This window comes from Arthrobacter sp. 9MFCol3.1 (assembly GCF_000620385.1).
Lineage (GTDB): Bacteria > Actinomycetota > Actinomycetes > Actinomycetales > Micrococcaceae > Arthrobacter.
The window spans coordinates 440,090-463,494 of the sequence record NZ_KK211131.1; the positions used below are offsets into that span (position 1 = coordinate 440,090).

Here is a 23,405-nt window from a genome sequence, read left to right on the forward strand (position 1 = left end):
ATGGACATAACCCCACAATGCCCACTCCCCAGCCCGACCACTGGACATGCCCCCCGTCGCCCGGCCCGCAACCACCCGAACCGCTGTACATGCCCATCCCCCGGGCCAGCCCATGGACATAACGCCACAATGCCCACTCCCCAGCCCGACCACTGGACATGTCCCCTCCGTCGCCCGGCCCGACCACTGGGCATGTCCCCCCGGCAAAGGCACCCTTTCTGCGTTCATGTGGTTTTTCATTGACAAACCAACAAGAACAAAGATAAAGTCAAACAATTCCACTTCATGTGACGGGAGTCACCGAAGCGGCCAGAGCGCATTTCCAGCACTACAGCCAGCAAGAACCAGGACAGACGCAGTACGCAATGGAGGGTAAGTGTTCGCCGAAGAACGCCAGCAGCTGATCGTGGGGCTCATCTACGCCAGCGGCCGGGCCAGCGTCACCGACCTGGCCGAGCGCTTCAGTATCACCACCGAAACCATCCGCCGGGACCTCGCCGCCCTGGAAGCCTCCGGCAGCGTCCGCCGGGTGCACGGCGGCGCGGTCTCTCCGGACCGGTTCAGCACCACGGAAGAAAGCATCCTGGAGCGGACCGTCCAGCGGCAGCCCGAGAAGACCCGAATCGCCGAGGCCGCCCTGGCCCTCATCCCCCAAGGCCTCACCGGCAGCATCCTGATCGACGCGGGCTCCACCACGGAAGCCCTCGCCGAACTCCTGTCGGCCCGGGCCGCGGGAGCCGCCGCGCAGGGCACCGCGCCGGGACCCGGGTCCGACGCCGAACTCGTCGTCATCACCCACTCCCTGCCCATCGCGTCCAGGCTGTCGGGCGGCCCCGGGATTGCCCTGCACTTGCTCGGCGGCAAGGTCCGCGGCCTGACCCAGGCCGCCGTGGGCCAGTCCACGGTGGAAGCCGCCCGCCGGATCCGCCCGGACATCGCCTTCATCGGCACCAACGGAATCCATGCAGCCTTCGGGCTGAGCACACCCGATCCTGAAGAAGCCGCTGTCAAGGCTGCCTTCGTCCAATCAGCGCGCCGCATTGTGGTGCTGGCTGATTCCTCCAAGCTGGACGCGGAAACGCTGGTCCAGTTCGCCTCGTTGAAAGATCTGGACACCGTGATCACAGACTCGCAACCCAGCCGGGAACTCGCCGACGCCCTTGCGGAAGCCGGAGTGGAGGTGGTGGTCGCGTGATTGTCACCCTCACCGCCAACCCCAGCCTGGACCGCACCGTGGCGTTGCCCGGCCCCCTCCTCCGCGGGGAAGTTCAGCGGGCCATCTCCGTCCGCCAGGAATCCGGCGGCAAGGGAGTCAACGTCTCCCGCGCCCTCGTCGCGTCGGGGCTGAAGACAGTCGCCGTCCTCCCCGGCGCCGAGGCCGACCCTGTCCTCACCGGGCTGCGGGAGACCGACGTTCCGTTCGCGGCCCTGCCGATCGGTGAGCCGCTGCGCAGCAACGTGGCCCTCACCGAGCCCGGCGGCGTTACCACCAAGATCAATGAACCCGGACCGGCCCTCAGCGAGGACCAGCAGGAGGCCCTGATCAGCCTGTTGCTGGACCACGCCCGCGGCGCCGCCTGGGTAGTCCTGGCCGGCTCGCTCCCACCCGGGGTCCCGGCCGACTTCTACGCAACCGTCACCCGGCGGCTGCGTTCCCTGTTCGACGGCGAGGCCGCACCACGGGTCGCCGTCGATTCCTCCGGCGAACCCCTCGCCGCAGCGGTCTCCGGCGAAACCTCGGGAAAACCGGACCTCTTGAAACCCAACGCCGAGGAACTGGTGGAACTGGCTGCCGCAGCCGGTTTCGCCACGAACAAGTCCGCCGAGGAGCTCGAAGCGGACCCGGAGGCTGCAGCAGCGGCCGCCTCCGCCGTCGTGCGCTCCGGAGTGGGTGCCGTACTGGCGACCCTCGGCTCCAAGGGTGCCGTTCTTGTGACGGCCGACGGCGCGTGGCTGGCCACGCACCCGCCGGTCACCGCGGTCAGCACTGTCGGCGCCGGCGATTCCTCGCTGGCCGGATACCTGCTCGCATCCAGCCAGGGCGCCGCCCCGGTCGATTGCCTCCGTCAGGCGGTGGCCCATGGTGCCGCCGCCGCTTCCCTGCCTGGCTCCACTGTCCCGGCAGTCAACCAAACCACCCCTGATGCCGTAACCATCACGGCCCTCCGGAAGGATTGACAGTGACACAGCTCATTACCACCGAACTGGTCGAGCTCGACCAGAACCTGGGCAGCTCGCCCGAGGACGTGATCCGGCATCTGGCAGGCAGGGTTGCTGACACCGGACGCGCCACCGAGGCCGAAGGGCTTTTCGCCGACGCCTTCGCCCGGGAATCCAAGACCGCCACGGGCGTCCCGGGCGGCATCGCGATCCCGCACTGCCGCTCGACGGCGGTCACCGAACCCACCCTGGCGATGGCGCGGCTGTCCCAGCCGGTCGACTTCGGCGCCAAGGACGGGCCCGCAGACATCATCTTCTTCATCGCCGCTCCCGAGGGCGCGGACCAGGACCACCTGAAGCTGCTTTCGAAGCTGGCGCGGTCGCTGATCAAGAAGGACTTCACGGCCAGCCTGCGCGCCGCGACCACCGAGGCGGAAATTGTCGACCTCGTCGACGCCGCCCTGGCGGACAAGCCGGCCGCCCACACCGCTGCCGAAGCGACCGGCGCCGCATCGGCGGCAGCCGCCTCAACCGCAGCCGCCTCAACCGCGGCGGCCGCAACCGGTGAAGGTGCCGGCGCAGCGAAGGCCAAGGGGCCCAAGCGCCTCGTCGCCGTGACGGCCTGCCCCACCGGCATCGCCCACACCTATATGGCCGCCGACTCGCTCGTCGCCGCGGCCAAGGAAGTCGGCGTGGACCTGCAGGTGGAAACCCAGGGATCCTCCGGCGCCAAGGCCCTCGACCCCGCCGTGATCGCCGCCGCCGATGCCGTGATCTTCGCCGTGGACGTGGACGTGCGCGGCAAGGAGCGCTTCGCCGGCATGCCGGTGATCAACGCGCCGGTCAAGCGCGGCATCGACGAACCCGACAAGATGGTCGCCGAGGCACTGGCCGCAGCTGACAACCCGCACGCCCACCGCGTGCCCCACTTCGGCGCCGAGGAGCAGGCTGAGATGGCCGCCGAGGAAAAGAGTGAGCACATTGGCACGAAGCTGAAAAAGGCCCTCCTGACCGGTGTCAGCTACATGATCCCGTTCGTGGCCGGCGGCGGCCTGCTGATCGCCCTCGGCTTCCTCTTGGGCGGCTACGACATCACCGCCTTCGCGGACAAGATCCTGGCGCAGAACAGCCTCTTCAACCTGCCCACCGAATACCCGGAACTGGCTTGGGGCCCGCTGGGCGCGTACCTGGGTTCCGTGCTCTTCAAGATCGGCGCCCTGTCCCTGGGCTTCCTCGTGCCTGCACTGGCCGGCTACATCGCCTACGCCATCGCTGACCGGCCCGGCATCGCCCCCGGTTTCGTTGCCGGTGCCACCGCCGTCTTCATGGGCGCCGGGTTCCTCGGAGGCATCGTGGGCGGCCTGATCGCCGGCTACGTGGCCCATTCGATCGGCAAGCTCAACGTGGCCCGCTGGCTGCGCGGCCTGATGCCGGTGGTCGTCATCCCGCTCGTGGCGTCGCTCGCGGCGTCGGGCCTGTTGTTCGTGTTCCTGGGCGCCTACATCGCCCGGGTCACTGTCGGGCTCAACGACTTCCTGGCCGGCCTCACCGGCGCCAGTGCCGTCGCCCTGGGTATCATCCTGGGCCTGATGATGTGCTTCGACCTCGGCGGTCCGGTCAACAAGGTTGCCTACTCCTTCGCCGTCGCCGGCCTGGGCACAGCCTCCATCACCAACCAGGCACCGTGGCAGATCATGGCAGCCGTCATGGCTGCCGGCATGGTCCCGCCGCTGGCCATGGCACTGGCTGCGACCGTGCTGAACAAGAGGCTCTTCAGCCTGGCGGAGCAGGAAAACGGCAAGGCCGCCTGGCTGCTGGGAGCCTCCTTCATCACCGAAGGCGCCATCCCCTTCGCGGCCGCGGACCCGTTCCGAGTCATCCCCGCCAGCATGCTCGGCGGCGCCGTAACCGGAGCCATCTCAATGGCGGCGGGCGTGGGGTCGAAGGCCCCGCATGGCGGAATCTTCGTCTTCTTCGCAATCGATTCGTTCCTGTGGTTCTGCATCGCCATTGCGGTCGGTACCGTCGTAGGCGCCTTCGCCGTGATCGCGCTCAAGCGCTGGGCAGTCAAGAAGCCGGTTGATACGGTGGAAACTGTTCCCGTAGCCGCCTGAACCAGGACCCTTTTTCCAAGCAGATTCTCACAGCTGACAACCACCCAAGCTGACTTCAAGGAGCAAAAATGACCGAACGTAACGCCACCATTGCCAGCCGCGTCGGGCTGCACGCCCGTCCGGCCGCCATCTTCGCCGAGGCTGCAGGCGAGTTCGACAACCTCGAGATCACGATTGCCCGGTTGGGCGAGCCCGAGGACGAGGCAATGGACGCTGCAAGCATCCTGTCGTTGATGAGCCTTGGCGCATCGCACGGCGAAGTTGTGGTGTTGCGTGCCGACGGTGAAGGCGCCGACGCCGCACTCGACCGCCTGGTGCAGATCCTCGAGACGGATCACGACGCCGAATAGCCTCACCTTCCGGCCCCGCGCCGGAACACCGGCAGCTTCAGTTGGCCCGGCCGCCCCCGATGAGGGGCCGGCCGGGCCTTCGCGTTTTCTGCCGCCAAGTTCAATGGCAACGCGGGGTCACTTACGGCCCCTTCCGTTGGGGAACTTGGGCGCTAAGTGACCCCGCGTTGCTCTGGCGGCGGACCGTCAGTGACCGTTTTTGTCAGTGAACTTAGTAAATGCTTGTCACGGCCCGGCGGCGCGGCTAGTTTGGAATCCCCGGCGGCACCGACCGCGGGCCGCCGCCCAAGTGGTTCCCGGCCGAAGGAGATGATCGCGCAGCCATGCCAACGAAGAAGGGCGAGCCCCAAGGCTCGGAGAGCCCCAGCATCAAGGACCCCGAGCTCTATGAGAAGTTGCTCGAGGACGGCGCCTCCAAGCAAAAAGCCGCCAGGATCTCCAACGCCGCCGCCAAGCGGGGCCGTTCCTCGGTCGGCCGCAAGGGCGGCAAGGCCGGGGACTATGAGGACTGGACAGTGCCGCAGCTGAAGGCACGCGCCAAGGAGATCGGCCTCACGGGATACTCGGCCAAGAAGAAGAGCGAGCTCATCTCCGCCCTGCGGAACTCCTGATTAGCGTGCACGACGGCGCCGGCAGGCACCCGGGTTCAGGCACCCTTTCGGGCCGTCTTCGCGGCGGTCGCCTTGGGAGCCGCTTCAGTCTTGGCGGCCGCCGCAGTCTTGGCAGAAGCAGTCCGGGTGGACGCCGTCTTGGTGGCTGTGGATTTAGTGCCAGTGGACTTGGATGCCGACGCCCTGGCGGCAGTCTTCGGGGCGGCCTTGGCAGCCGAACCGGACGTCCCGGCAGGAGTCTCCGCCGGCCCTCCGCCGCGCTTTTTCTCGATGCTGCGCTTGAGGGCTTCCATCAGGTCGATAACTTCGCCCTCGCCGGCCTCGGCGGGGGCACCGAAGGTCTCCTCCGTGTCCAGCGATTCCCCCTTGTCCAGCTTCGCCTCGATCAGCTGGCGCAGCTGCTCCTGGTACTCGTCCGTGAATTGGTCCGGCTCAAAGTCGGAGGCCATCGAGTCAACCAGGGCGGCGGACATCTCGCGTTCCTGCGCCGAGATCCGGACGGAGGTCTCGAGTGCGGGGAAGCTCGCCGCGCGGACCTCATCGGCCCACAGCAGCGACTGCAGCACCAGGACCTCGTCGCGAATCCTCAGCGCGCCAAGCCGCGTCTTGTCCCGGAGCGCGAATTGCACAATCGCCACCCTGTCCGTGTCCTCCAGGGCGCGGCGCAGCAGCACATAGGCCTTGGGCGACTTGGAGTCGGGTTCAAGGTAGTAGCTCTTTTCAAACATCATGGGATCGAGCTGGTCGACCGGAACGAACTGGACCACTTCGATTTCGTGGCTGTTTTCCGCCGGGATGGACTTGAGCTCGTCGCGGGTCAGGACCACCGTGCGGCCGTCGTCCTCGTAGGCCTTGTCGATGTCCTCGTAGTCGATGATCTTGCTGCAGACCTCGCAACGGCGCTGGTAGCGGATCCGGCCGCCGTCGGCGTTGTGGACCTGGTGGAGGCTGATGTCGTGGTCCTCGGTGGCGCTGTAGACCTTGACCGGCACGTTGACCAGCCCGAACGCTATTGCGCCTTTCCAGATGGCTCTCATGGATCAAGTGAACATCACAGTTGCGCGGAGGTGAAGGGTTTTGCCCAACGGTAAGGAACGCGTCCGGGTGGACGGACGCGAACTGGTGCTCACCAACCTGGAAAAAATCATGTACCCGGAGACGGGCACCACCAAGGCCGACGTCCTGGCCTACTACGCCGCCGTCGCGCCCGTGCTGATCCCCGCCGCCCGCAACCGGCCGGCCACCCGGAAGCGTTGGGTCCACGGCGTCGGGACCGCCGACGCCCCGGGAGAGATGTTCTTCCAGAAGAACCTGGACCACTCAACACCCGGTTGGGTGCCCCGCGCCTCGATCACGCACAAGGACCGGACCATCCAATATCCCTTGGTCAATGATCCCGCCACCCTCACCTGGCTGGCCCAGATCGCAGCCCTGGAGATCCACGTGCCGCAGTGGCGGGTTGACTCCCACGGCAATGCGTCGCCGCCTGACCGGCTGGTGCTGGATCTGGACCCGGGCGAGGGCGCGGGGCTGGCGGAGTGCGTGGAGGTGGCCCGGCTGGCCCGCACCATCCTGCAGGACGTCGGCCTGGACCCCGTGCCGGTGACGAGCGGCAGCAAGGGCATCCACCTCTACGCGGCCCTGGACGGGTCGCAGAGCTCGGACCAGATTTCCGACTTCGCCCGCGAACTGGCCCGCTCGCTCGAAGCAGACCACCCGGATCTGGCTGTCAGCGACATGAAAAAGGCCCTGCGCACCGGCAAGGTGCTGGTGGACTGGAGCCAGAACAACGCCGCCAAGACCACGATCGTGCCGTACTCGCTGCGCGGCCGGCTCCGGCCCACGGTGGCCGCGCCGCGCACGTGGCGGGAACTCAGCTCCCCTTCGCTGCACCAGCTGGACTACCAGGAGGTGATGAAGCGCGTCGCGGCCGGCAAGGATCCGTTCGCCCCGGTTTCCGGCGGCCGGCATGGCGCCGGCACCCCGGCGCCGCACTCACCGCACCCGCCGGACCACCGGGCGGACCATCCGCCTGACCAACCGCTCGGGGGAAGGGCTGACATCTCTCCCGAGCAGGCCGGCGACGGCGGCGACACCGACCCGCGGCTGGAAAAGTACCGCACCAAACGGGACAGGGCGGCCACTCCCGAGCCCTTCACCGCCGACCGGCACCGGGCCGAGGACGAGGGCGGGACCCGCCGGGAGAAGTTCGTCATCCAGGAACACCACGCCAGCCGGCTGCACTACGACTTCCGGCTGGAACGCGACGGCGTGCTGGTGTCCTGGGCACTGCCCAAGGGCGTCCCGACCAGCAAAACCAAGAACCACCTCGCGGTCCAGACCGAAGACCACCCGATGGACTACGCCGACTTCGAAGGTGCGATTCCCAAGGGCCAATACGGCGCCGGAACCGTCAGCATCTGGGACCACGGACACTACGAATGCGAAAAATGGATCGCGGGCAAGGAAGTCATCGCCACCCTGACCGGCGCGGAGGGCGGGGGCCTCGGCGGACCGCGCAGGTTCGCCCTGATCCACACCGGCCAGGCCGATGACCAATGGCTGATCCACCTGATGGACCCGGCGGGCCCGCACGGCAGCCAAGGCCCGCGGCGCCCAGCACGCACAGCGGACGATGCGGAGGACGACGCAGCGGACGATGCGGCGGACGAGGCAGCGAAGGACGCCGATGGGGACGGGGACGGCGGCCGCCGCGAGGACGGAGCGGAAGCCGGCGCCGGCGCCGAGCGCGCCCCCGACGCCTCCGGATTCAGCCCGATGCTGGCCACGTCGGGGACCCTGGCGGACCTTCCGGACCTGGACTGGCAGATCGAGCTCAAGTGGGACGGAGTGCGGGCACTGGTCATCGGCGACGCCACGAAGATCCGGCTCATCAGCCGCAACGGCATCGACATGTCGGTGAGCTACCCCGAACTCACGGACCGGTCCCGCTGGCCGGAACAGGGCTTCGTCGCCGACGGCGAGATCATCGCCGTCGGGCGCACCGGCCGGCCCGACTTCGGGCTGCTGCAGGGCCGCATGAAACTGAGCAAGGCCGCCGACGTCGCCCGGGCGCAGGAATCCACGCCCGTGCGGCTGATGCTGTTCGATCTGCTGTTCGACGCCGGCCAGGACCTGCGGCGCCAGCCGCTGAGTGAGCGCCGCCGCCGGCTGGAGCAGTTCTTCCGCCCTTCCGCCGCCCCGGTGGAGCTCTCCGGCGTGATCGACGGCGACGTCGCGCACATCCTGGAAAGCGCCGCCGAGCTCGGGCTCGAGGGGGTCATGGCCAAGCGCACGGACGGGCGCTATGTCGGCCAGCGCAGCCGGTCCTGGCTCAAGCTCAAGGTTGAACGGACCCAGGAAGTGGTGGTGGGCGGGTGGCGGCCCGGCAAGGGCGGCCGCCGGGAATCCGTGGGTTCGCTGCTGCTGGGGATTCCGGACGGCTCGAAGCTACGCTACGTGGGCCGGGTGGGCAGCGGCTTCAGTACCCGTGAACTCAAGGAGCTCCGGCAGCAACTCGACGCCCTGCCACGGAAGACCTCCCCGTTCCGGGAGGTGCCGGACGCTGACGCCGCGGACGCCAACTGGGTGAGCGCAAAACTGGTCGGCGAGGTCACCTTCGGGGAATGGACCGGCAGCGGGAAGCTCCGGCACCCGGTGTGGCGCGGCTGGCGCCTGGATAAGGCGCCAGCCGACGTCGTGGCCGACCCTGCCGCCGGCCCCTAGTCGTGTGGGTCCGGCCGCGATGGGGCTAGTCGTGGTGGGGCAGCTGCGGACGGCTCTGCCGGTGCATGGCTCCGGCGGCCACTTGCTGGCCTTGCCGCCCGCGGGCGCTGTCGCGGTCCTTGGGGTGCCGCTGCTTGCCGCTGCCGTCCGGCCATTGCTGTCCCTGGCCAGGCCCGGGGGGAGCGGGATGCAGGGTCTCGGGTCCGGGGGCTTCAGCCATGGACTGCGCCAGATGGCTCGCGACCTCGGGCTCGATTTCTTCTCCGAACTGATGATCCGCCATTGATCTTCCTTTCCGCTGTAATTAACCGCTGTGAAATGAAGTGTCCATCAATCGTAGGACTGCCCCGATGAGATGTCTGTAGCGCCCGCCGTCGGACTTTCCGCCGGCCCGAATCCGGCCGAAAACCCCCGCATCTGAGGGCTGGCACGGAAAATTTTGGCCGCGGTGCCGCAGCGATGGCCGGTTCCCAGTAACCGCGCGGCGAAAGCGGGCAAAAGAAATTGGTGAATTGCCCCCAATTAGCACCCGAAATGGGCGATCATACGGCACGCAACTCGGAAACTCCAGAGAATTCCCGTAAAATTGAAAGCCTGCCCAGAGCGGGGCAGCTACAAGTCGCAAGCAAATGATCTCCCTAGGAGCTTCCCAAATGCCCACAGACCGAAGCACGACCGACTCTTCAGCAGGCGTCATCGACGCCAGCAGAACCAACCAAGGCGCACCCAAGGGTGTGAAGAAACCGAAGCTACGTCGCCGTCGACTCCGCGAGTCCGACGTCAACGTCGTCGACCAGCCGATGCTCAAGAAGGCACTCGGCGGCACCATCGTGGGTAACACCATGGAGTGGTACGACGTCGGCGTGTTCGGCTACCTGATCACCACCATGGGACCGGTGTTCCTGCCGGAAGCGGACAAGTCCGTCCAGACCCTGTTCCTGCTCGGAACCTTCGCCGCCACCTTCATTGCCCGCCCCCTCGGCGGAGTCGTGTTCGGCTGGCTGGGCGACAAGATCGGCCGCCAGAAGGTCCTCGCCGCGACCCTGATGATCATGGCCGCCAGCACCTTCGCCGTCGGGCTCCTGCCCGGCTACGCACAGATCGGCATCTGGGCTGCGGTCCTGCTGGTCCTGTTCAAAGTTATCCAGGGCTTCTCTACCGGCGGTGAATACGCCGGCGCCACGACCTTCGTGAGCGAGTACGCCCCGGACAAGCGCCGCGGATTCTTCGCCAGCTTCCTGGACATGGGCAGCTACCTCGGTTTCGCCCTTGGCGCGGCCCTCGTTTCGGTGCTGCAGCTGACCCTCGGCCAGGACACCATGGAGCAGTGGGGCTGGCGCATCCCGTTCCTCATTGCCGGCCCGCTCGGCCTGATCGCCGTGTACTTCCGGAGCAAGATCGAGGAATCCCCCCAGTTCCAGGCGACCCTCGATGCCCAGGAGAACCTCGCCAAGGACGCAACCGCCGCGGACACCGCAGCCTCCAAGGGCCCGGTGGGCATCGTGAAGGCGTACTGGCGCTCCCTCATCGTCGCGATGATCCTGGTCGCGGCAGCAAACACCGCCGGCTACGCACTGACCTCCTACATGCCGACGTACCTGACGGAGTCCAAGGGCTACGACGAACTGCACGGCACGCTGCTGACCATCCCCGTGCTGGTCATCATGAGCCTCTGCATCCCGCTGACCGGCAAGCTTTCTGACCGGATCGGCCGCCGCCCGGTGCTGTGGATCGGTGCCATCAGCACCGTCGTCCTCGCCACCCCCGCCTTCCTGTTGATCGGCATCGGTGAAATCTGGTCCACGCTGGCCGGCCTTTCCCTGATTGCCTTCCCGGTGACGTTCTACGTGGCCAACCTGGCCTCGGCCCTGCCGGCCCAGTTCCCGACGGCCAGCCGCTACGGCGCCATGGGCATCGCGTACAACTTCTCGGTGGCCATCTTCGGCGGCACCACTCCGTTCATCGTTGCCGCCCTGATCAGCGCAACCGGCAACGACATGATGCCGGCCTACTACCTGATGGCCACCTCGGCGATCGGCGCAGTAGCGATCTACTTCCTGAAGGAATCCGCCCAGATGCCGCTGCCCGGCTCCATGCCTAGCGTGGACACCCAGGCCGAGGCCCGCGAGCTGGTCGCGACGCAGGACGAGAACCCGCTGATCGACCTCGAACACATGGACATGCCCATGGTCGCACCGGCCGTCGATTCCACCGCAGGGCGCGGGGAAGCCGAGAAAGTCCCGGCCAACGCCTAAGCCTGCTGGTCCGACCGGACCGGCAGCAGTAGCCCAGGCTACGTAGCTGACAGCCCCGCCCTTTGAGGCCTGTTCCGGATGCTTACCCGTTGGGGGACGCATCCGGGCAGGCCTTAGGCGTGTCCGAACCACTATCAGCTCCCGGGACAGCCGGGAAAGCCCGGGACAGCCGGGAAAGCCCGGGCACCCCGCGAAAGTTAGGGAACCGGAGAAACCCGGGAAACCGGAGAGGCAGTTGAGATGTCCCTGTTGCACCACATCCGCTCGCTGCACAGCCTGGCCCCGCCCAACAAGGACCACGTGTCGGCGTGGCGGGTGGCGATCAGCGTGGCCGTTCCGTCCCTGGCGCTCCTGGCGGCCGGCCGCCCCGAGCTGGCCGGCTACGCCGTTTTCGGCGCGCTGACCGGCATGTACGGCCGCACCGAGCCTCACCAGCTCCGGCTCCGCCATCAAAGCCAGGCTGCTGTCCTCCTGGTTGCCGGCGTAGGAGTCGGCGTCTTCCTCTCTGTCCACCACATTCATTCGTGGGCCCTGGTGATCATTGAGGCGGCGTTTGCCGGCGTGGGCTCGCTGTTCACGGACAGGACGGCCCTGAAACCCGCCGGTCCCTTCTTCGGGATCCTGGCCCTGGGCGCGTGCGCCTCCGTTCCCGCCGCCGACCCCTGGCAGACGGGCGTTCTCATCGCCGCGGGATCGGCCGCGTTCTCCATCATGGTCGGCTTTGGCGGCTGGTTTGTCGGCCGCGCCTGGCACCGCGGGCGGCGGCGGGACGTCACGGTGCTGCGCGGGGCAGGCCGCCGGGCGGCGTGGCTGCATGCCGCCCGCTACGTCACCGCCGTTGGCGGCGCGGGGATCCTGGGGGTCCTCAGTGGCGGCGGCCACCCGCACTGGGCCATGGCCGCGGCGGCGGTACCGCTTGCCGGGGCGGACCTCCCCAGCAGCGTGTACCGCGGCGTCCACCGGATCGTCGGGACACTGGCCGGACTCGTGGTGGTCGCGGCGGTCCTGTTCCCGTGGCCGGGCTCACCGCTGCTGGCCTTCCCCGGTCAGGAGGCCGCCGTCCTGGTCTGCCTGGTGATCGTCTTGCAGTTCAGCACTGAGCTGTTCATGACCCGGCACTACGGCCTCGCCATGGTCTCCTTCACCCCGGTGATCCTGCTGGTCGGACAACTCGCCGCGCCGGCCGATCCCGGCGTGCTGGTGACCGAACGGGCCGTCGAGACACTGGTGGGCGCCGCCGTCGGGATCGCCGTCGTCGTGTTGATCCGTCGACGGCGGTAACGGTCCCGCCGCCGTCGCTGCACGTCATGCGGCCGCCCGCCTCTGCCGCGGGAGAAGAGGCGGGCAGCCGCCCTGGCGCGATCGGGCTACTGCGGCTCGGCCGCCAGCAGCTCGGCATGTTCCTCGGGCGAGAGGTCCCTGTGTCCGTCCATGACCGGGGGCGGGGAGAGCTTGTACGCGGCATAGTACAAGCCGGCGGCGAGCGCCATGGTGATCATCGGAGTGAGCTGCGAGACCACGGGCAGCGCCGTCTGCTCGGTCAAAATGATGCCCGTGGCGGAGGCAACCACCCACGCGATGGCTCCGGCGGTGACCGGCTTCAGCCGGCCCGGCCGGACTTCCGGGAAGTACCGCTCCTCTTTCCAGTTCACGGCGATGTACGTCAGCGCGATCGCCACCCAGGCCGTGACGAAGACGCCCTGCCAGGCGAGCGCCTTCAGCAGGTAGCTCAACACGTCCGTGAGCATCAGCAGGAACGCCAGCACTCCGGAGACAATCACCCAGACATACCGTGGCAGGTTGAGGCCGAACACCCGGTGGGCGAAGGCCGAGAGGTTCGTCGACGCGAGGAAGTAGTTGGCCGTATTGATGCGGGTCTGCGAGATGAAAATGACCAGCAGCCCCCAGACACCCAGCGAGGATATGAACGCCGTGACCACGCCCGTCTCGGACGCCTCGAGGCCCCACGCGCTCATGATGTAGATGCCGACCAGGCCGTTCAACCCGAACGTGAAGGCATAGAACACCCAGCCGAACGTGACGCTGCCGAGGAATTTGCGGTCCTGGCGTTTTCCCATCCGGGCATAGTCGAAGGTGTACATCATCATGATGTAGACGCCCATATAGATCAGGTAGGACGTCAGCCAGCCGGGCAGTGCGGAGCTTGCCGCGGCCTCGCCGATCCAGTTGGTGGGCACGCCCTGAATCAGGGTCGCGGCGATGACCACTGCGACGAGCCCGGCGAAGTAGAACGGGAGCAGGAACCCATTGAGCCGGTCCAGCCAGTGCTGGACACCGCCGACTGCCAGGGGGACGGCGTAGACCACTACCGCGGCGTACCAGAGCACGAGTTCGCCGCCGAAATATTCGTGGAAGGCGACGGCAATGATGGAACCCTCAAAGACGGCGTAGTAGATGGCCGTGGCCGCGAAGATCAGTGACGCGAGCGCCGATCCCAGCAGTCCGAACAGGGTCCGGGAGAAGACACTCACCGTCAGGCCGGTGCGGGCCGCGTAGCGCGAGAGCACCAGGTTGATGATCCCGTACGTGGCGATTGTGAGGACCATGCCGATGATGGTGTTGGGCACCCCGACGGCCCCGGCCGAGGCCACTGCCACGTAGATCCAGAACATAGCCGAGAACAGGGCCCACCAGGCCATGGTCAGCGACCATTTGCCGACCCGCTGGTCGGCAGGCATTACTAAATTTGAGTACGACAAAGCGACACCTCTGGTGTTGTAGTGATGCAATTGTGCAGCCTGGGGCGGGCGCCACGGGGCTGTGGGGCGTTGGTTATCCCCAGATGGAACGGCGGAGGGCCTTCCCTTCCGAACGGGCAGCGACGGCTTCCTCCATGCTCACCGCGACGAAACGCGTCTTGGTCCCCGGTGCGCTGCGGGCAAGTGAGTCCATATCCGCGCTGATGACGGTTGCGACCATGGCGTAGCCTCCGCCGGACACGGCGTCGCGGTGCAGGACGATCGGCTCCTTGCCGCCGGGGATCTGGATGGAACCCACCGCGTATCCGGCGTCGACGATGTTGGAGGGATCGGAACCGGCACCGAAGGGCTGCTCCCGCTCCTTCCATTCGACCTCCGGCCCGCTGTAGCGCAGGCCCGTCCTGTCGGCCACCGGAGTGAGCGTCCAGGTCGACTCCAGCAGGGTCGCCAGTCCGGCCGCAGTCAGCCGGTGGTCGTAGAGGCCCAGAAGGACCCGGATCTCCGTTTCGGCCGGGAATGCCGGCCGCAGCTCCGGGGCGATCGCGCCCAGGACCTCCCCGGATGCCGTGTCGCCCACAGGGACCTGGTCCCCGGCGGCGAGCTTGCGGCCCTCATAGCCGCCCAAGGCACCAAGGGCGTACGTGGAACGGCTCCCTAGCACCAGCGGCACGTCAATGCCGCCCCGGACTGCCACGTAGTACCGGGTGCCGCGCTGAAGGAATCCGAACGAGACCTCGTCCCCGGCGGCCAGTTCAATGGCCTCCCATTGCGGGGCGGTGGCTCCGTTGACTTTCACCTCCACCGGCGCGCCACCCACGGCGATCACCGCGGGCACGGAGGTGCGGAATTTCGGGCCCAGATAGGTGCATTCGAGCACCGCTTCTTCGGCGGTGTTGCCCACCAGGGCGTTGACGATCTCCGCGGAGAGCTGGTCCATGGAGCCGCCTTGTGGGATTCCCACGTTGTAGTGGCCGAATCTTCCCCGGTCCTGGACCGTCGTTGAGAGGCCTGGTTCCAAGATCTCAAGAGTCATTGAGGTTCTCCAATAGCTTGGTGTTGTAGCTCTCGGGGTCGCCGAGGGCCTCGGCCAGATCGAAGGTGACCGGCACCTGCTTGTAGACGAAGGTTCCCGCGTCCACCTGTTCCTTGATGCTCTTGTATTCGTCCTCATCGACGGGGCGGAACTTGACGATGTCGCCGGGTTTGAAGAAGACCATGAAGTCCTTGAAATCGGCCAGGGACTGCGCCGGGTCGAAGATCGGAGCCGCCGCGATCCCGAACATCTGGTAGCCGCCGGCCCCGCGGACGGAATAGATGCAGGCGAAGCAGCCGCCGTGACCGACGGTGAGCGGAGGCGTATCCGTGCGCGGGCTCAGGTACTTCGGCACCTCCAGCTGCTGCTCGCGCGGCACCATCTGGAACATGAACGGCAGACCGGCCACAAACCCGACCATGGAGACCAGCCAGGGACTGCTGTGGTGGCGCCTGATGAACTCGTCGGCACCGGAGAGATCGTTGACCTCGGCCGCAAAGTCCAGGTCGGTCCCCTCCGGCCGCTGGTGACCGCTGCGGAACCGGGCACCGGTTTCCCGCGTGTACGGATCGTCGTACCAGACCGGAATCTCGATCAGCCGGGTGTTCAGCACCGGGTGGGAGGCGTTGTCCACTTCGACTTCGATCTCCCGCATGGCGGATTCGAGGTCCGCCGCGTCCAGCAGGTCAGGATCGAAGCGGACCAGCAGGGACGCGTTGGCGGGGCAGATTTCGGTCACGCCGGCCAGCGCCCGGCCACCGAGCCGGGTGGCCATCGAGTTGGATTTGAAGTTCGCGGCCAGGCTCATGGCCTCGGAGATTTCCACGAACAGGAACTCGTCGCCGCCCCAGGTATAGCGTGCCGTGCCTTTGAGCGAGTCGGCGCTCAGGGTGTCGCTCATGACAGCCCACCCAAGATCTCCGGGGTCGTCTCGATGAACTTGGTGTGGTGCTCCACCGACTTCAGTTCCGGCCGGTGCAGCACGGCGCTCAGCAGCGGGATGGTGGTCGACACGCCCTCGATCGTGATCTCGTCCAGGGCCCGGATGGACCGCCCGATGGCCTCGTCCCGGGTTTCGTCCCAGACAATGATCTTCGCCAGGAGCGAGTCGTAGAACGGCATCACCGTGGATCCGGCAACGAACCCGGAGTCAATGCGGACACCGGGACCGCCCGGCCAGTCGAGGCGTTCCAGCAGCCCGGGGCTGGGCATGAACCCCTTGGCCGGGTCTTCGGCGTTGAGCCGGAACTCGAAGGCATGGCCGCGGAAGACGACGTCTTCCTGGCGCATCCGAAGCGGCTCACCGGCGGCGATGAGCAGTTGTTCCCGGACCAGGTCAAGGCCCGTGACCATCTCCGTGACGGGGTGCTCCACCTGGAGCCGGGTGTTCATCTCGATGAAGGAGACTTCGTGGTTGACCGCGTCATAGAGGAATTCGACAGTGCCGAGTCCCTTGTAGTGGCACTGCCTGGCAAGCTCCACCGAGGAATCCAGCATGTGCTTGCGGACGGCGTCCGGCAGGTCAGGGGCGGGGGCCTCCTCCAGGATTTTCTGCTGCCGCCGCTGCATGGAGCAGTCCCGGTCACCGAGGTGGACGACGTTGGTGCCGTCCCCGAGGACCTGGACCTCAACGTGCCGGGCGCGTTCCACAAACTTCTCCAGGTAGACGGCGGCACTGCCAAACGCGGCGGCAGCTTCGGCCTGCGCCACGTCGACGGTCGAGGCCAGGTCTTCCGCGCGGGTCACGAGACGGATTCCGCGCCCGCCGCCGCCTGCGGCCGCCTTGACCACCAGCGGGTAGCCGATCTCGGCCGCGATCTCCAGCAACGCGTCGCCGGCGGGGGCCTCCCCGTGGGTCCCGCGGAGGGTGGGAACGCCCGCGGCCTCAGCCGCCTGCCGTGCCCGCGCCTTGTCCCCCATCAGCTCGATGGCTTCCGGGGACGGGCCCACCCAAATGAGCCCGGCTTCCATGACGGCCCGGGCGAACACCGCATTCTCGGACAGGAAGCCGTAGCCGGGGTGCACCGCGTCGCAGCCGAAGTCGATTGCCGCTTTCAGGACGGCGCCGTGGTTCAGGTAACTTTGGCTGGCGGGGGCGGGACCAATGACCGCGTATTCATCCGCAAGGCGGGCAGCCAGCCCGTCGACGTCGGGTTCGCTCGCCACCACCACCGTGCGTATCCCCAGTTCGCGTGCTGTGCGGATAATCCGTACGGCGATCTCGCCCCTGTTGGCTATGAGCAGTTTCTTCATGGTTTTTCCTCTATCACTGCAATCACGTCACCCGGATTGACCGTGCCTGAATCCGACACCTCGAACTTGACCAGGTTCCCGGCCACTTCTGTTTTGACTTCGCTGAACTGCTTCATGATTTCGACGACGCCGATCGTCTGGCCCGCCTCGACGTCGTCGCCTTCCTGCACGTAGGGATCCTTGTCCGGGCCGGGCTTGCGGTAGAACACTCCGGGAAGCGGCGAGGTGACTTGGTGTGACATGGTGTGCCTTTCAGTTGCGGTGGGGTGGGCGGTGCGTGACAGGTCACGGCTGCCGTTCGCCGAGGGCCGCCCGCACGGCTTGCGCCACGGCCGGCGAGTTGGGGGCATCAGAGTGGACGCAGATGCTGGTGAAGTCGATGCCCACGGTCGAGCCGTCGGACGTCTCCACGAGACCGTCGTCCAGGACCCGGCGCACGCGTTCGGCGGCCTTGGCGGGGTCCGTGGCCTCGGGCCGGCGCTGGATGATCAGCTGGCCCGCGGGGTTGTAGTTCAGGTCCACGTATAGTTCGCCGACGAACGGCACCCCCATCTCCGCGCAGACGCTTTCGTGCGCGGTGCCGGCAAGCCCGAAGATGGGGACACCGTACAGTGCGGCGACTTTCGCGGCGGACCGCATCAGCTCCGGATCACGCGAGAGCATCCCGTACAGGGAGCCGTGGGGTTTGATGTGGTTGAGTTCCACTCCGGCCTTCTTCAGGAAGCCGACCAGTGCACCCGTCTGGTACAGGATGAGGGACTCGACCTCGGCCGGAGTCAGTTTCATTTCGCGGCGCCCGAAGCCGGTCAGATCCGGCAGGCCCGGGTGCGCACCGATCCGTACGCCGTGTGCCTTGGCGGCGGCTACGGTTTCCTCCATGGTGTCCGGATCGCCGGCGTGGAAACCGCAGGCCACGTTGGCCACGTCAATGATTTCCATGAGCGCCCGGTCATTGCCGAAGCTGTGCAGCCCGAAGGCCTCGCCCAGGTCCGAATTTATCTCGATGCCAGCTGTGACGCTGCCCACATTAACATTGTTCATGCGTTCAACAGTAGGGACTGCCCCATCCCTTACATAGTGGGCAAACGTCCACTAACTTGGAGAGCAAATGTGCAAGATGCACACCGAATTCGGACGGCGACGGCGCACCGGGAGGGCACGATGAAAGTCTCGGACCTGCTGGCGGAGGATTCACTCCAGCTCAGGCTGCACACACCTTCCACGGCCAAGAGCCTGGCGACGTCCATCAGCTACAGCGCACCGGCGGAGTTCCTGGACCCCACCCCCTTCCTGGGTGCCAACTGCCTGCTGATCACCCACGGGATCGGCTTCAACTTCTTTGACCAGCGGACGTGGGATGCCTATGTCGAACGGCTGGCCAGCGTCCCCGTCTGCGCCATCGCATTCGTGACGGGAGTAGCCCACCGGCTGATTCCAAAGCCGTTGGTGGAGGCGGCCAAGGCCCACCAGATTCCCCTGTTGGAGGTTCCGAGCGTCGTCCCGGCCCTCCAGCTGCAGCGCTTCGTCACGAGCGTCCTGGAAGCCGAGCGGTTTGCCCTGACCCGGCAGTCGTGGGAGCTGGCCGACAGGTGCGCCAAGGCGGCGCGATCCGGCGGGTCGCTCAGGGCCGTGCTGGCGCAGGTGGCCGCGGCGGCGGACGGACAATGCGCCGTCTTTGACACCACCGGCGCCTTGGTCAGCTGCTGGCCCGCCGGTTCACGCTGGACGGCCGAGGACCTCCGGCAGGATGGGCGCGGGGCCCCGGGGTCCAGCTTCGCGCTCCCCACCGGCGGCACGGATCATTTTCAGCTGGTGGTCCGGGGCGGGACCACCGGGGAACCGCTCGCAACCCTGATCGGGCCGGCGTCCTCCATTCTTGCGATGCAGCTAAACAGTGCGTTCAAGGCCGGGGCCCCGCACCAGGGGAAGCTGGAGCGGCTCATGCTCCAGCTGGAGGACTGGCAGGGTGTGGCCCTGAAAGAACTGACACGGACCTTCCGCGCCACGGGGCTGGACGCGCACGCCCCCACATTCCTGCTGGCGGCCGAGCCGGACAGGACCCAGCTGCCGAACGCATGGCGGATCCGGCTGGCCGTACAGGATCACCTGAACAATGCCCATGTCTTCACGTATCGCGGCTCGGTCTACGCCCTCGCCCAGGCCAGGACGGACACCGCGGCGGACTGGCAAGTGATTCCGGACCGGCTGCTGGCCTCGCTCCGGCAGATCGTTCCCGGGCTCCCCCTCGTCATCAAGGGGCCACTGCGCAGCGTCGATGAGCTGAGGCTCGGCCTCGCCCATGCCCAGCGGCTGGTCCGGCAGGTCGGCGAGCCCACCATCGCGGCCCCGATGAGCATCGAGTCCCTGGTGGTGGCCACGGCCGGCAGCGGCGCCCACGCCGCTGCGGAGAATCTGCTCGCGCCGCTCCTGGAGTACGACCGTGCCAACAACGGCCGGCTGTTGCCCACGCTCAGGGCCTACCTCGACCACGACGCCCAGCCATCGAGGGTCTGCCAGGTGCTGTATATCCACCGGAATACCCTCAGCAAGCGGCTGGCCCTGATGTCGCGGCTGCTGAACGTCCGCCTGGACACCCTGGAGGGGCTCACGACCAGCATGCTGGCCGTCCGCATCACCGATGCTGCGCCCTGATCACCGCCGACACCGAGGTGACCGCCCCGCACTGTCGGCAAGGTCCGTGCCGGACCTGTCCGCCCAGGAACTGTCCGCCCAGGCCAGGCCGCGGCCCGGCGGCTACTTGGCGCGCCGCGCCGGCCCGGCGACGAGCTTTGACGGCAGCACCCGCGCAGCCGAGGTCAGGACCTTGTAGCGCTTGCTGGGGATCGAGACGGCCTTGCCCTTGGCGTTGTCCGCCAGTCCCTCGCTGACCACCTGCCGGGCCTCGAGCCACATCCAGCGCGGCGTCGCCGTCTTGTCCATCCCCATCCGGTCGTGGAACTCGGTGTGGGTGAAGCCGGGGCACACGGCGGTGACCTTCACCCCGCGCGCGGCGTAGGCCATGTTGGCCGAGCGCGAGAAACTCAGCAGCCAGGCCTTCGCCGCGGAGTACGTGCCGCGGGGCAGGAAGGCCGCCACGCTGGCGACGTTGATGATCCTGCCGGACTGCCGCCCGAGCATGCCCTGCAGGGCGGCATGGCTGAGCTCCATGGCGGTTTCGACATGGAGCTTCAGGTGTTTCTTTTCCTCGGCAATGTCGTTGTCCTCGAAGGGCCGCAGCAGGCCGATTCCCGCGTTGTTGACCAGGATCTCCACCGGCCGGGCCGGGTCGCTGAGGCGCGCGACGACGGCCGCAATCCCGGCGTCGTCGGTCAGGTCCGCGGCGATTGTCTCCGCCGCGGACCCGTAGCTGTTCTCCAGCTCGGCCGCCGTGGCCGCGAGGCGGCCGGCGTCGCGGGCCACGAGCACCACGCGGTGGCCCTGTTCGGCAAGCTGGCGGGCGAACTCGGCGCCGAGGCCTGCCGTCGCGCCCGTGACCAGGGCGGTACTGCCGGGTGTAGAGGCTGTTTGAGGGTTCATAGCGACAGCCTAGTCTCGTCCCGGCTCAGGCCAGGGCCGTGTCTTGCGCCAGTTCGTCCCCTGCCGGGTCGTCGCCGTCGAGCAGGTGGCGGTTCTGAAGCTCTTCAGCCGCAAGCTCATACCAGGTGTGCGCCCCGAAAGACGGGGTGCTGGTGTCGAGGTGGCGGTAGAGAGCGTCGGCGAGCTGGCACAGCGCGGTGTCGGACAGGGCCCGGACCGTGGCCACAGGATCCAGCGTTCCCTCGAAATACTCCGAAAGCGCCAGCCCATTGATGGAGCCAAGGTCGTCGGCGCCGCCGGTTTCCGCGGCCAGCGGGCTGTTGGCCTCCGCCAGCCCGGAGCCGGGTCCGGAGCCGGGCCCGACGTCGAGCAGTCCGGCAGCTTCGCTGTATTCGTTCCCAGCGACGGCGACGGGAGCCGGGCGGTAGTCGGTGTCGAGTCCGGCGAGGACTTCGGCGTCGGCGCCGACGTGCACGAGGCAGATTGGCAGCACGGCCGGCTCGTCCAGGGCGAAGCGGAGCGGCCCTGCCTCTGCGGAGTCCGCGGCGTCGGCAGAGGGCAGGTGTCCGGCATCCGCGATCCGTCGAAGCTCCAGCAGCACTTCCGGGTCCAGGTGGGAGGCGCCATGGAGGTCGATGACCACGACGGCGCCCGGCTCGAGGCGGCAGGCGCGGCGCACGATATGCAGGAGGGCTGCTGAATCAGACTGGGTAACGCAGCCGGTAATTTCGAGGGTGACCTGTGCGGGATCGACGTCCACCCGGACAAGCACACGCAGTTTATGGTTCATGGGGGTACTCCAAAGTGACCTGTCCAAGAGCCAACTGCATAACTCTGGTCAAACTTTACGAGGTTGTTCTCCAGCTCACAAGCGGGCAGGCCGCCGGGGCCGTCCCGGCTTCCCGGGCCAGGCGCTCAGGCTCCCTCGGGGACCCGTTCCGGCCAGTCCACATACTGGTGGTACGACTCATGTTTGCGCAGGTAGCGGTACATGAACGGGCAATTCGGGATGATCCGCTTGCCGGATGCAACCACGTCATCGAGGGCGAAGTGCGCCAGCACTTTGGCGAGCCCCTGGCCCTGGAATTGCTCTGCTGTATCCGTGTGGATAAAGTCGATATGCCCCGGTCTGTCGATGAAGCGCACCTGGACGGCAAGCTTGCCGCCGGCACGGAGTTCGTAACGGTGCAGCTCGTCGTTCCGGGTGGTGGAGACGTCCGGAGCGAAGGTATCTTCCGTGGTTGCCGAGTTCTCCGTCATGGTTCGACATTGGCACTTAATGGCGGGCGTGGCAATGGCGGTTCCGATCCGCCCTGCCCGTCAGGCGGCGTTGTGAGCCGAACCGGAATCCGGCCCAGGAGCACGACGGCGAGCGCGAAGCAGGCGGCGCCCCCGCCGAGGAGCCCGGGCGTGAGCCCGGTGAGCGCCGCGTTGACTGCCGGGACAAAAACGGCGACGGCGGCGAGCAGCACGGCGGCCGCCGGCCTGCTCGGCGACGGTCCGGACGCCGTCGGACGCTCCTCCAACCTGCCAAACAATGCCACCACCGGCAGCAGCAGCGCGATGACTCCCGTCAGCACCAGGGGCCGCCCCCACCACCAGGCCGCGGTCCCTCCGGCCGGCTGGGGGAAATCCGTCAGCAGCAGCACCCCGGACATTGCCGCCAGCAGCGGCAGATGCCACAAATAGACAGTCATGGACCGCCGGCCGGCCACGCCCATCATCCGGCGCACCCCGGCCATGGACGCGATCCGGGACAGCCCCGGCCGGAAGAGCTGGAGGGCGGCGGCCTGCGAGATGCCCAGGAGCAGCAGCGTCACATTGGGCGGATTGAGGTTCACCAGCATGTTCCCGGAATACAGCCCCAGCAGGACCAGCAACCCCAGCAGCATGTTGCTGGCCACCATGATGCCGAAGTGCGCCGGCCGGCCCGGCAGCAGCCGCGGGCCGTCTGCCACGATGAATCCGAGCTGCTGCACGGCGCACCACAGGAACACCATGTTCAGGTATGCCAGCAGCGGCAGCACTCCCCGCAGGCAATCGACTGTCACCACCAGGGCGGTGAGACCGGCGAGGGTCAGCCACGGCGCGCGGGCGTGGAGTGCCGCCAGCCAGGGAAGGTTGAGTTGCGCGGCGAGGTAGGCGGCCAGGAACCACAGCGGCATGCCGGCTCCGCTGGTGAGCAGCCCGATGACCTGGGGGTCAACCCCTGCGAGGCGGGCCGCCGACAGGCCAAGGAACATGACCGCCAACAGGACGGCGGCCGGACGGATCAGGCGCAGCAGCCGGCCCTGCATGAAATCGAAGGCGGTGCCGCCCCTGGCGCGGAGCCGGCGCCAGGACTGCAGCCCGGTGATGCCGCCGGCCACAAAGAACAGCGGCATGATCTGGAAGACCCACACCACCGGTTCAAACCAGTGCTGATCGCCCAGGGTGTTTTCGGAGGTCACGGTGCCGTCCGGGTGCAGCACGGGACTCACCATCATGGTGTGGGCCACCACCACCAACGCCAGGCAAAAGAACCGGACAAGATCGATCACCGGGTCGCGGTCCGGCATCGGCATCGGCGCCGGGCCGCCGGCTGGCCGCTGCTGCGCAAGCATGGCACCCCTCGGGAAGGCAGGCTGTGTTGCCATCATTGTCGGC

Annotated in this window: 21 protein-coding genes; 9 read left to right on the forward strand and 12 right to left on the reverse strand. The window is 67.5% G+C overall.

The window, feature by feature from the left end; genetic code table 11:
• Window positions 1-376: 376 nt before the first annotated feature.
• The 5 genes from C560_RS0119400 (at window position 377) to C560_RS0119420 (ending at window position 5,235) form a co-directional block, all read left to right on the forward strand.
• Complete coding sequence (locus C560_RS0119400; protein ID WP_026539453.1) at window positions 377-1,195, forward strand: DeoR/GlpR family DNA-binding transcription regulator; 819 nt, start codon at window positions 377-379, stop codon at window positions 1,193-1,195.
• Complete coding sequence (locus C560_RS0119405) at window positions 1,192-2,178, forward strand: 1-phosphofructokinase family hexose kinase (RefSeq protein ID WP_026539454.1); 987 nt, start codon at window positions 1,192-1,194, stop codon at window positions 2,176-2,178. The genes C560_RS0119400 and C560_RS0119405 overlap by 4 nt, the downstream gene beginning before the upstream one ends.
• A gap of 2 nt (window positions 2,179-2,180) precedes the next feature.
• Window positions 2,181-4,274, forward strand: coding sequence for a PTS fructose transporter subunit IIABC (locus C560_RS0119410; protein ID WP_026539455.1), 2,094 nt, complete (start codon window positions 2,181-2,183; stop codon window positions 4,272-4,274).
• Between the two features lie 68 nt (window positions 4,275-4,342).
• Window positions 4,343-4,624 carry an HPr family phosphocarrier protein gene (locus tag C560_RS0119415; protein WP_026539456.1) on the forward strand — a complete coding sequence of 94 codons (282 nt, stop codon included), beginning with the start codon at window positions 4,343-4,345 and terminating at the stop codon, window positions 4,622-4,624.
• A 323-nt stretch (window positions 4,625-4,947) separates the two neighbouring features.
• On the forward strand, window positions 4,948-5,235 hold the full coding sequence (locus tag C560_RS0119420; protein WP_018774865.1) for a DUF7218 family protein: 288 nt from the start codon (window positions 4,948-4,950) through the stop codon (window positions 5,233-5,235).
• A gap of 35 nt (window positions 5,236-5,270) precedes the next feature.
• Here the strand turns inward: C560_RS0119420 and ku are convergent, their stop codons facing one another.
• On the reverse strand, window positions 5,271-6,272 hold the full coding sequence (gene ku / locus C560_RS0119425) for a non-homologous end joining protein Ku (RefSeq protein WP_026539457.1): 1,002 nt from the start codon (window positions 6,270-6,272) through the stop codon (window positions 5,271-5,273).
• Window positions 6,273-6,339: 67 nt separating this feature from the next.
• On the opposite strand from ku, the gene C560_RS0119430 reads away from it, so the two are divergent.
• Entirely contained in the window at window positions 6,340-8,961 is a 2,622-nt protein-coding gene (locus C560_RS0119430; protein ID WP_026539458.1) for an ATP-dependent DNA ligase, read from the forward strand.
• Window positions 8,962-8,986: 25 nt separating this feature from the next.
• On the opposite strand, the gene C560_RS23145 is transcribed toward C560_RS0119430, so the two are convergent.
• Window positions 8,987-9,244: a hypothetical protein gene (locus C560_RS23145; RefSeq protein ID WP_026539459.1), complete on the reverse strand. Its 258-nt coding sequence runs from the start codon at window positions 9,242-9,244 to the stop codon at window positions 8,987-8,989.
• A 370-nt stretch (window positions 9,245-9,614) separates the two neighbouring features.
• Between C560_RS23145 and C560_RS0119440 the strand changes: the two genes are divergently transcribed.
• Window positions 9,615-11,216 (forward strand): MFS transporter, encoded by a 1,602-nt coding sequence (locus C560_RS0119440; RefSeq protein WP_018774869.1) that lies wholly within the window; start codon window positions 9,615-9,617, stop codon window positions 11,214-11,216.
• A gap of 240 nt (window positions 11,217-11,456) precedes the next feature.
• Window positions 11,457-12,497 carry an FUSC family protein gene (locus C560_RS0119445; RefSeq protein WP_026539460.1) on the forward strand — a complete coding sequence of 347 codons (1,041 nt, stop codon included), beginning with the start codon at window positions 11,457-11,459 and terminating at the stop codon, window positions 12,495-12,497.
• A gap of 86 nt (window positions 12,498-12,583) precedes the next feature.
• Here C560_RS0119445 and C560_RS0119450 read toward each other — a convergent pair whose 3' ends face one another.
• From C560_RS0119450 to pxpA, 6 genes are all read right to left on the reverse strand, one after another.
• The gene (locus C560_RS0119450; RefSeq protein WP_018774871.1) at window positions 12,584-13,915 is read right to left on the reverse strand and encodes a purine-cytosine permease family protein; all 1,332 of its coding nucleotides are present in this window, start codon (window positions 13,913-13,915) and stop codon (window positions 12,584-12,586) included.
• Between the two features lie 94 nt (window positions 13,916-14,009).
• The gene (locus C560_RS0119455) at window positions 14,010-14,969 is read right to left on the reverse strand and encodes a biotin-dependent carboxyltransferase family protein (protein WP_026539461.1); all 960 of its coding nucleotides are present in this window, start codon (window positions 14,967-14,969) and stop codon (window positions 14,010-14,012) included.
• The gene (locus C560_RS0119460; RefSeq protein WP_051533282.1) at window positions 14,959-15,870 is read right to left on the reverse strand and encodes a 5-oxoprolinase subunit B family protein; all 912 of its coding nucleotides are present in this window, start codon (window positions 15,868-15,870) and stop codon (window positions 14,959-14,961) included. The genes C560_RS0119455 and C560_RS0119460 overlap by 11 nt, the downstream gene beginning before the upstream one ends.
• Complete coding sequence (locus C560_RS0119465) at window positions 15,867-17,222, reverse strand: acetyl-CoA carboxylase biotin carboxylase subunit (RefSeq protein ID WP_026539463.1); 1,356 nt, start codon at window positions 17,220-17,222, stop codon at window positions 15,867-15,869. The genes C560_RS0119460 and C560_RS0119465 overlap by 4 nt, the downstream gene beginning before the upstream one ends.
• Window positions 17,219-17,464 carry an acetyl-CoA carboxylase gene (locus C560_RS0119470; protein WP_018774875.1) on the reverse strand — a complete coding sequence of 82 codons (246 nt, stop codon included), beginning with the start codon at window positions 17,462-17,464 and terminating at the stop codon, window positions 17,219-17,221. Before C560_RS0119470 ends, C560_RS0119465 begins: the two co-directional genes overlap by 4 nt.
• A gap of 43 nt (window positions 17,465-17,507) precedes the next feature.
• Complete coding sequence (gene pxpA / locus C560_RS0119475; RefSeq protein ID WP_051082321.1) at window positions 17,508-18,263, reverse strand: 5-oxoprolinase subunit PxpA; 756 nt, start codon at window positions 18,261-18,263, stop codon at window positions 17,508-17,510.
• A 120-nt stretch (window positions 18,264-18,383) separates the two neighbouring features.
• Between pxpA and C560_RS0119480 the strand changes: the two genes are divergently transcribed.
• Window positions 18,384-19,874 (forward strand): helix-turn-helix domain-containing protein, encoded by a 1,491-nt coding sequence (locus tag C560_RS0119480; protein WP_026539464.1) that lies wholly within the window; start codon window positions 18,384-18,386, stop codon window positions 19,872-19,874.
• A 102-nt stretch (window positions 19,875-19,976) separates the two neighbouring features.
• Here the strand turns inward: C560_RS0119480 and C560_RS0119485 are convergent, their stop codons facing one another.
• The 4 genes from C560_RS0119485 to C560_RS0119500 all read right to left on the reverse strand — a co-directional run bounded on the left by C560_RS0119485 (window position 19,977) and on the right by C560_RS0119500 (window position 23,362).
• Entirely contained in the window at window positions 19,977-20,759 is a 783-nt protein-coding gene (locus tag C560_RS0119485) for an SDR family NAD(P)-dependent oxidoreductase (protein ID WP_026539465.1), read from the reverse strand.
• 25 nt (window positions 20,760-20,784) lie between these two features.
• Window positions 20,785-21,549 (reverse strand): hypothetical protein, encoded by a 765-nt coding sequence (locus tag C560_RS22470; protein ID WP_043423426.1) that lies wholly within the window; start codon window positions 21,547-21,549, stop codon window positions 20,785-20,787.
• A gap of 125 nt (window positions 21,550-21,674) precedes the next feature.
• Entirely contained in the window at window positions 21,675-22,019 is a 345-nt protein-coding gene (locus C560_RS0119495) for a GNAT family N-acetyltransferase (protein ID WP_026539466.1), read from the reverse strand.
• Entirely contained in the window at window positions 22,016-23,362 is a 1,347-nt protein-coding gene (locus C560_RS0119500) for an acyltransferase family protein (RefSeq protein ID WP_081801769.1), read from the reverse strand. The genes C560_RS0119495 and C560_RS0119500 overlap by 4 nt, the downstream gene beginning before the upstream one ends.
• Window positions 23,363-23,405 lie beyond the last annotated feature (43 nt).

Bases quoted from the DNA above. Each gene is read 5' to 3' on its own strand.
- C560_RS0119455 (WP_026539461.1), bottom strand. From the start codon at position 14,969: ATGACTCTTGAGATCTTGGAACCAGGCCTCTCAACGACGGTCCAGGAC.
- C560_RS0119415 (WP_026539456.1), top strand. From the start codon at position 4,343: ATGACCGAACGTAACGCCACCATTGCCAGCCGCGTCGGGCTGCACGCC.
- C560_RS0119440 (WP_018774869.1), top strand. From the start codon at position 9,615: ATGCCCACAGACCGAAGCACGACCGACTCTTCAGCAGGCGTCATCGAC.
- C560_RS0119470 (WP_018774875.1), bottom strand. From the start codon at position 17,464: ATGTCACACCAAGTCACCTCGCCGCTTCCCGGAGTGTTCTACCGCAAG.
- C560_RS0119480 (WP_026539464.1), top strand. From the start codon at position 18,384: ATGAAAGTCTCGGACCTGCTGGCGGAGGATTCACTCCAGCTCAGGCTG.
- C560_RS0119495 (WP_026539466.1), bottom strand. From the start codon at position 22,019: ATGACGGAGAACTCGGCAACCACGGAAGATACCTTCGCTCCGGACGTC.
- C560_RS0119500 (WP_081801769.1), bottom strand. From the start codon at position 23,362: ATGCTTGCGCAGCAGCGGCCAGCCGGCGGCCCGGCGCCGATGCCGATG.
- C560_RS0119465 (WP_026539463.1), bottom strand. From the start codon at position 17,222: ATGAAGAAACTGCTCATAGCCAACAGGGGCGAGATCGCCGTACGGATT.
- C560_RS0119420 (WP_018774865.1), top strand. From the start codon at position 4,948: ATGCCAACGAAGAAGGGCGAGCCCCAAGGCTCGGAGAGCCCCAGCATC.
- C560_RS22470 (WP_043423426.1), bottom strand. From the start codon at position 21,549: ATGAACCATAAACTGCGTGTGCTTGTCCGGGTGGACGTCGATCCCGCA.
- C560_RS0119445 (WP_026539460.1), top strand. From the start codon at position 11,457: ATGTCCCTGTTGCACCACATCCGCTCGCTGCACAGCCTGGCCCCGCCC.
- C560_RS0119450 (WP_018774871.1), bottom strand. From the start codon at position 13,915: ATGCCTGCCGACCAGCGGGTCGGCAAATGGTCGCTGACCATGGCCTGG.
- C560_RS23145 (WP_026539459.1), bottom strand. From the start codon at position 9,244: ATGGCGGATCATCAGTTCGGAGAAGAAATCGAGCCCGAGGTCGCGAGC.
- ku (WP_026539457.1), bottom strand. From the start codon at position 6,272: ATGAGAGCCATCTGGAAAGGCGCAATAGCGTTCGGGCTGGTCAACGTG.
- C560_RS0119485 (WP_026539465.1), bottom strand. From the start codon at position 20,759: ATGAACCCTCAAACAGCCTCTACACCCGGCAGTACCGCCCTGGTCACG.
- C560_RS0119460 (WP_051533282.1), bottom strand. From the start codon at position 15,870: ATGAGCGACACCCTGAGCGCCGACTCGCTCAAAGGCACGGCACGCTAT.
- pxpA (WP_051082321.1), bottom strand. From the start codon at position 18,263: ATGAACAATGTTAATGTGGGCAGCGTCACAGCTGGCATCGAGATAAAT.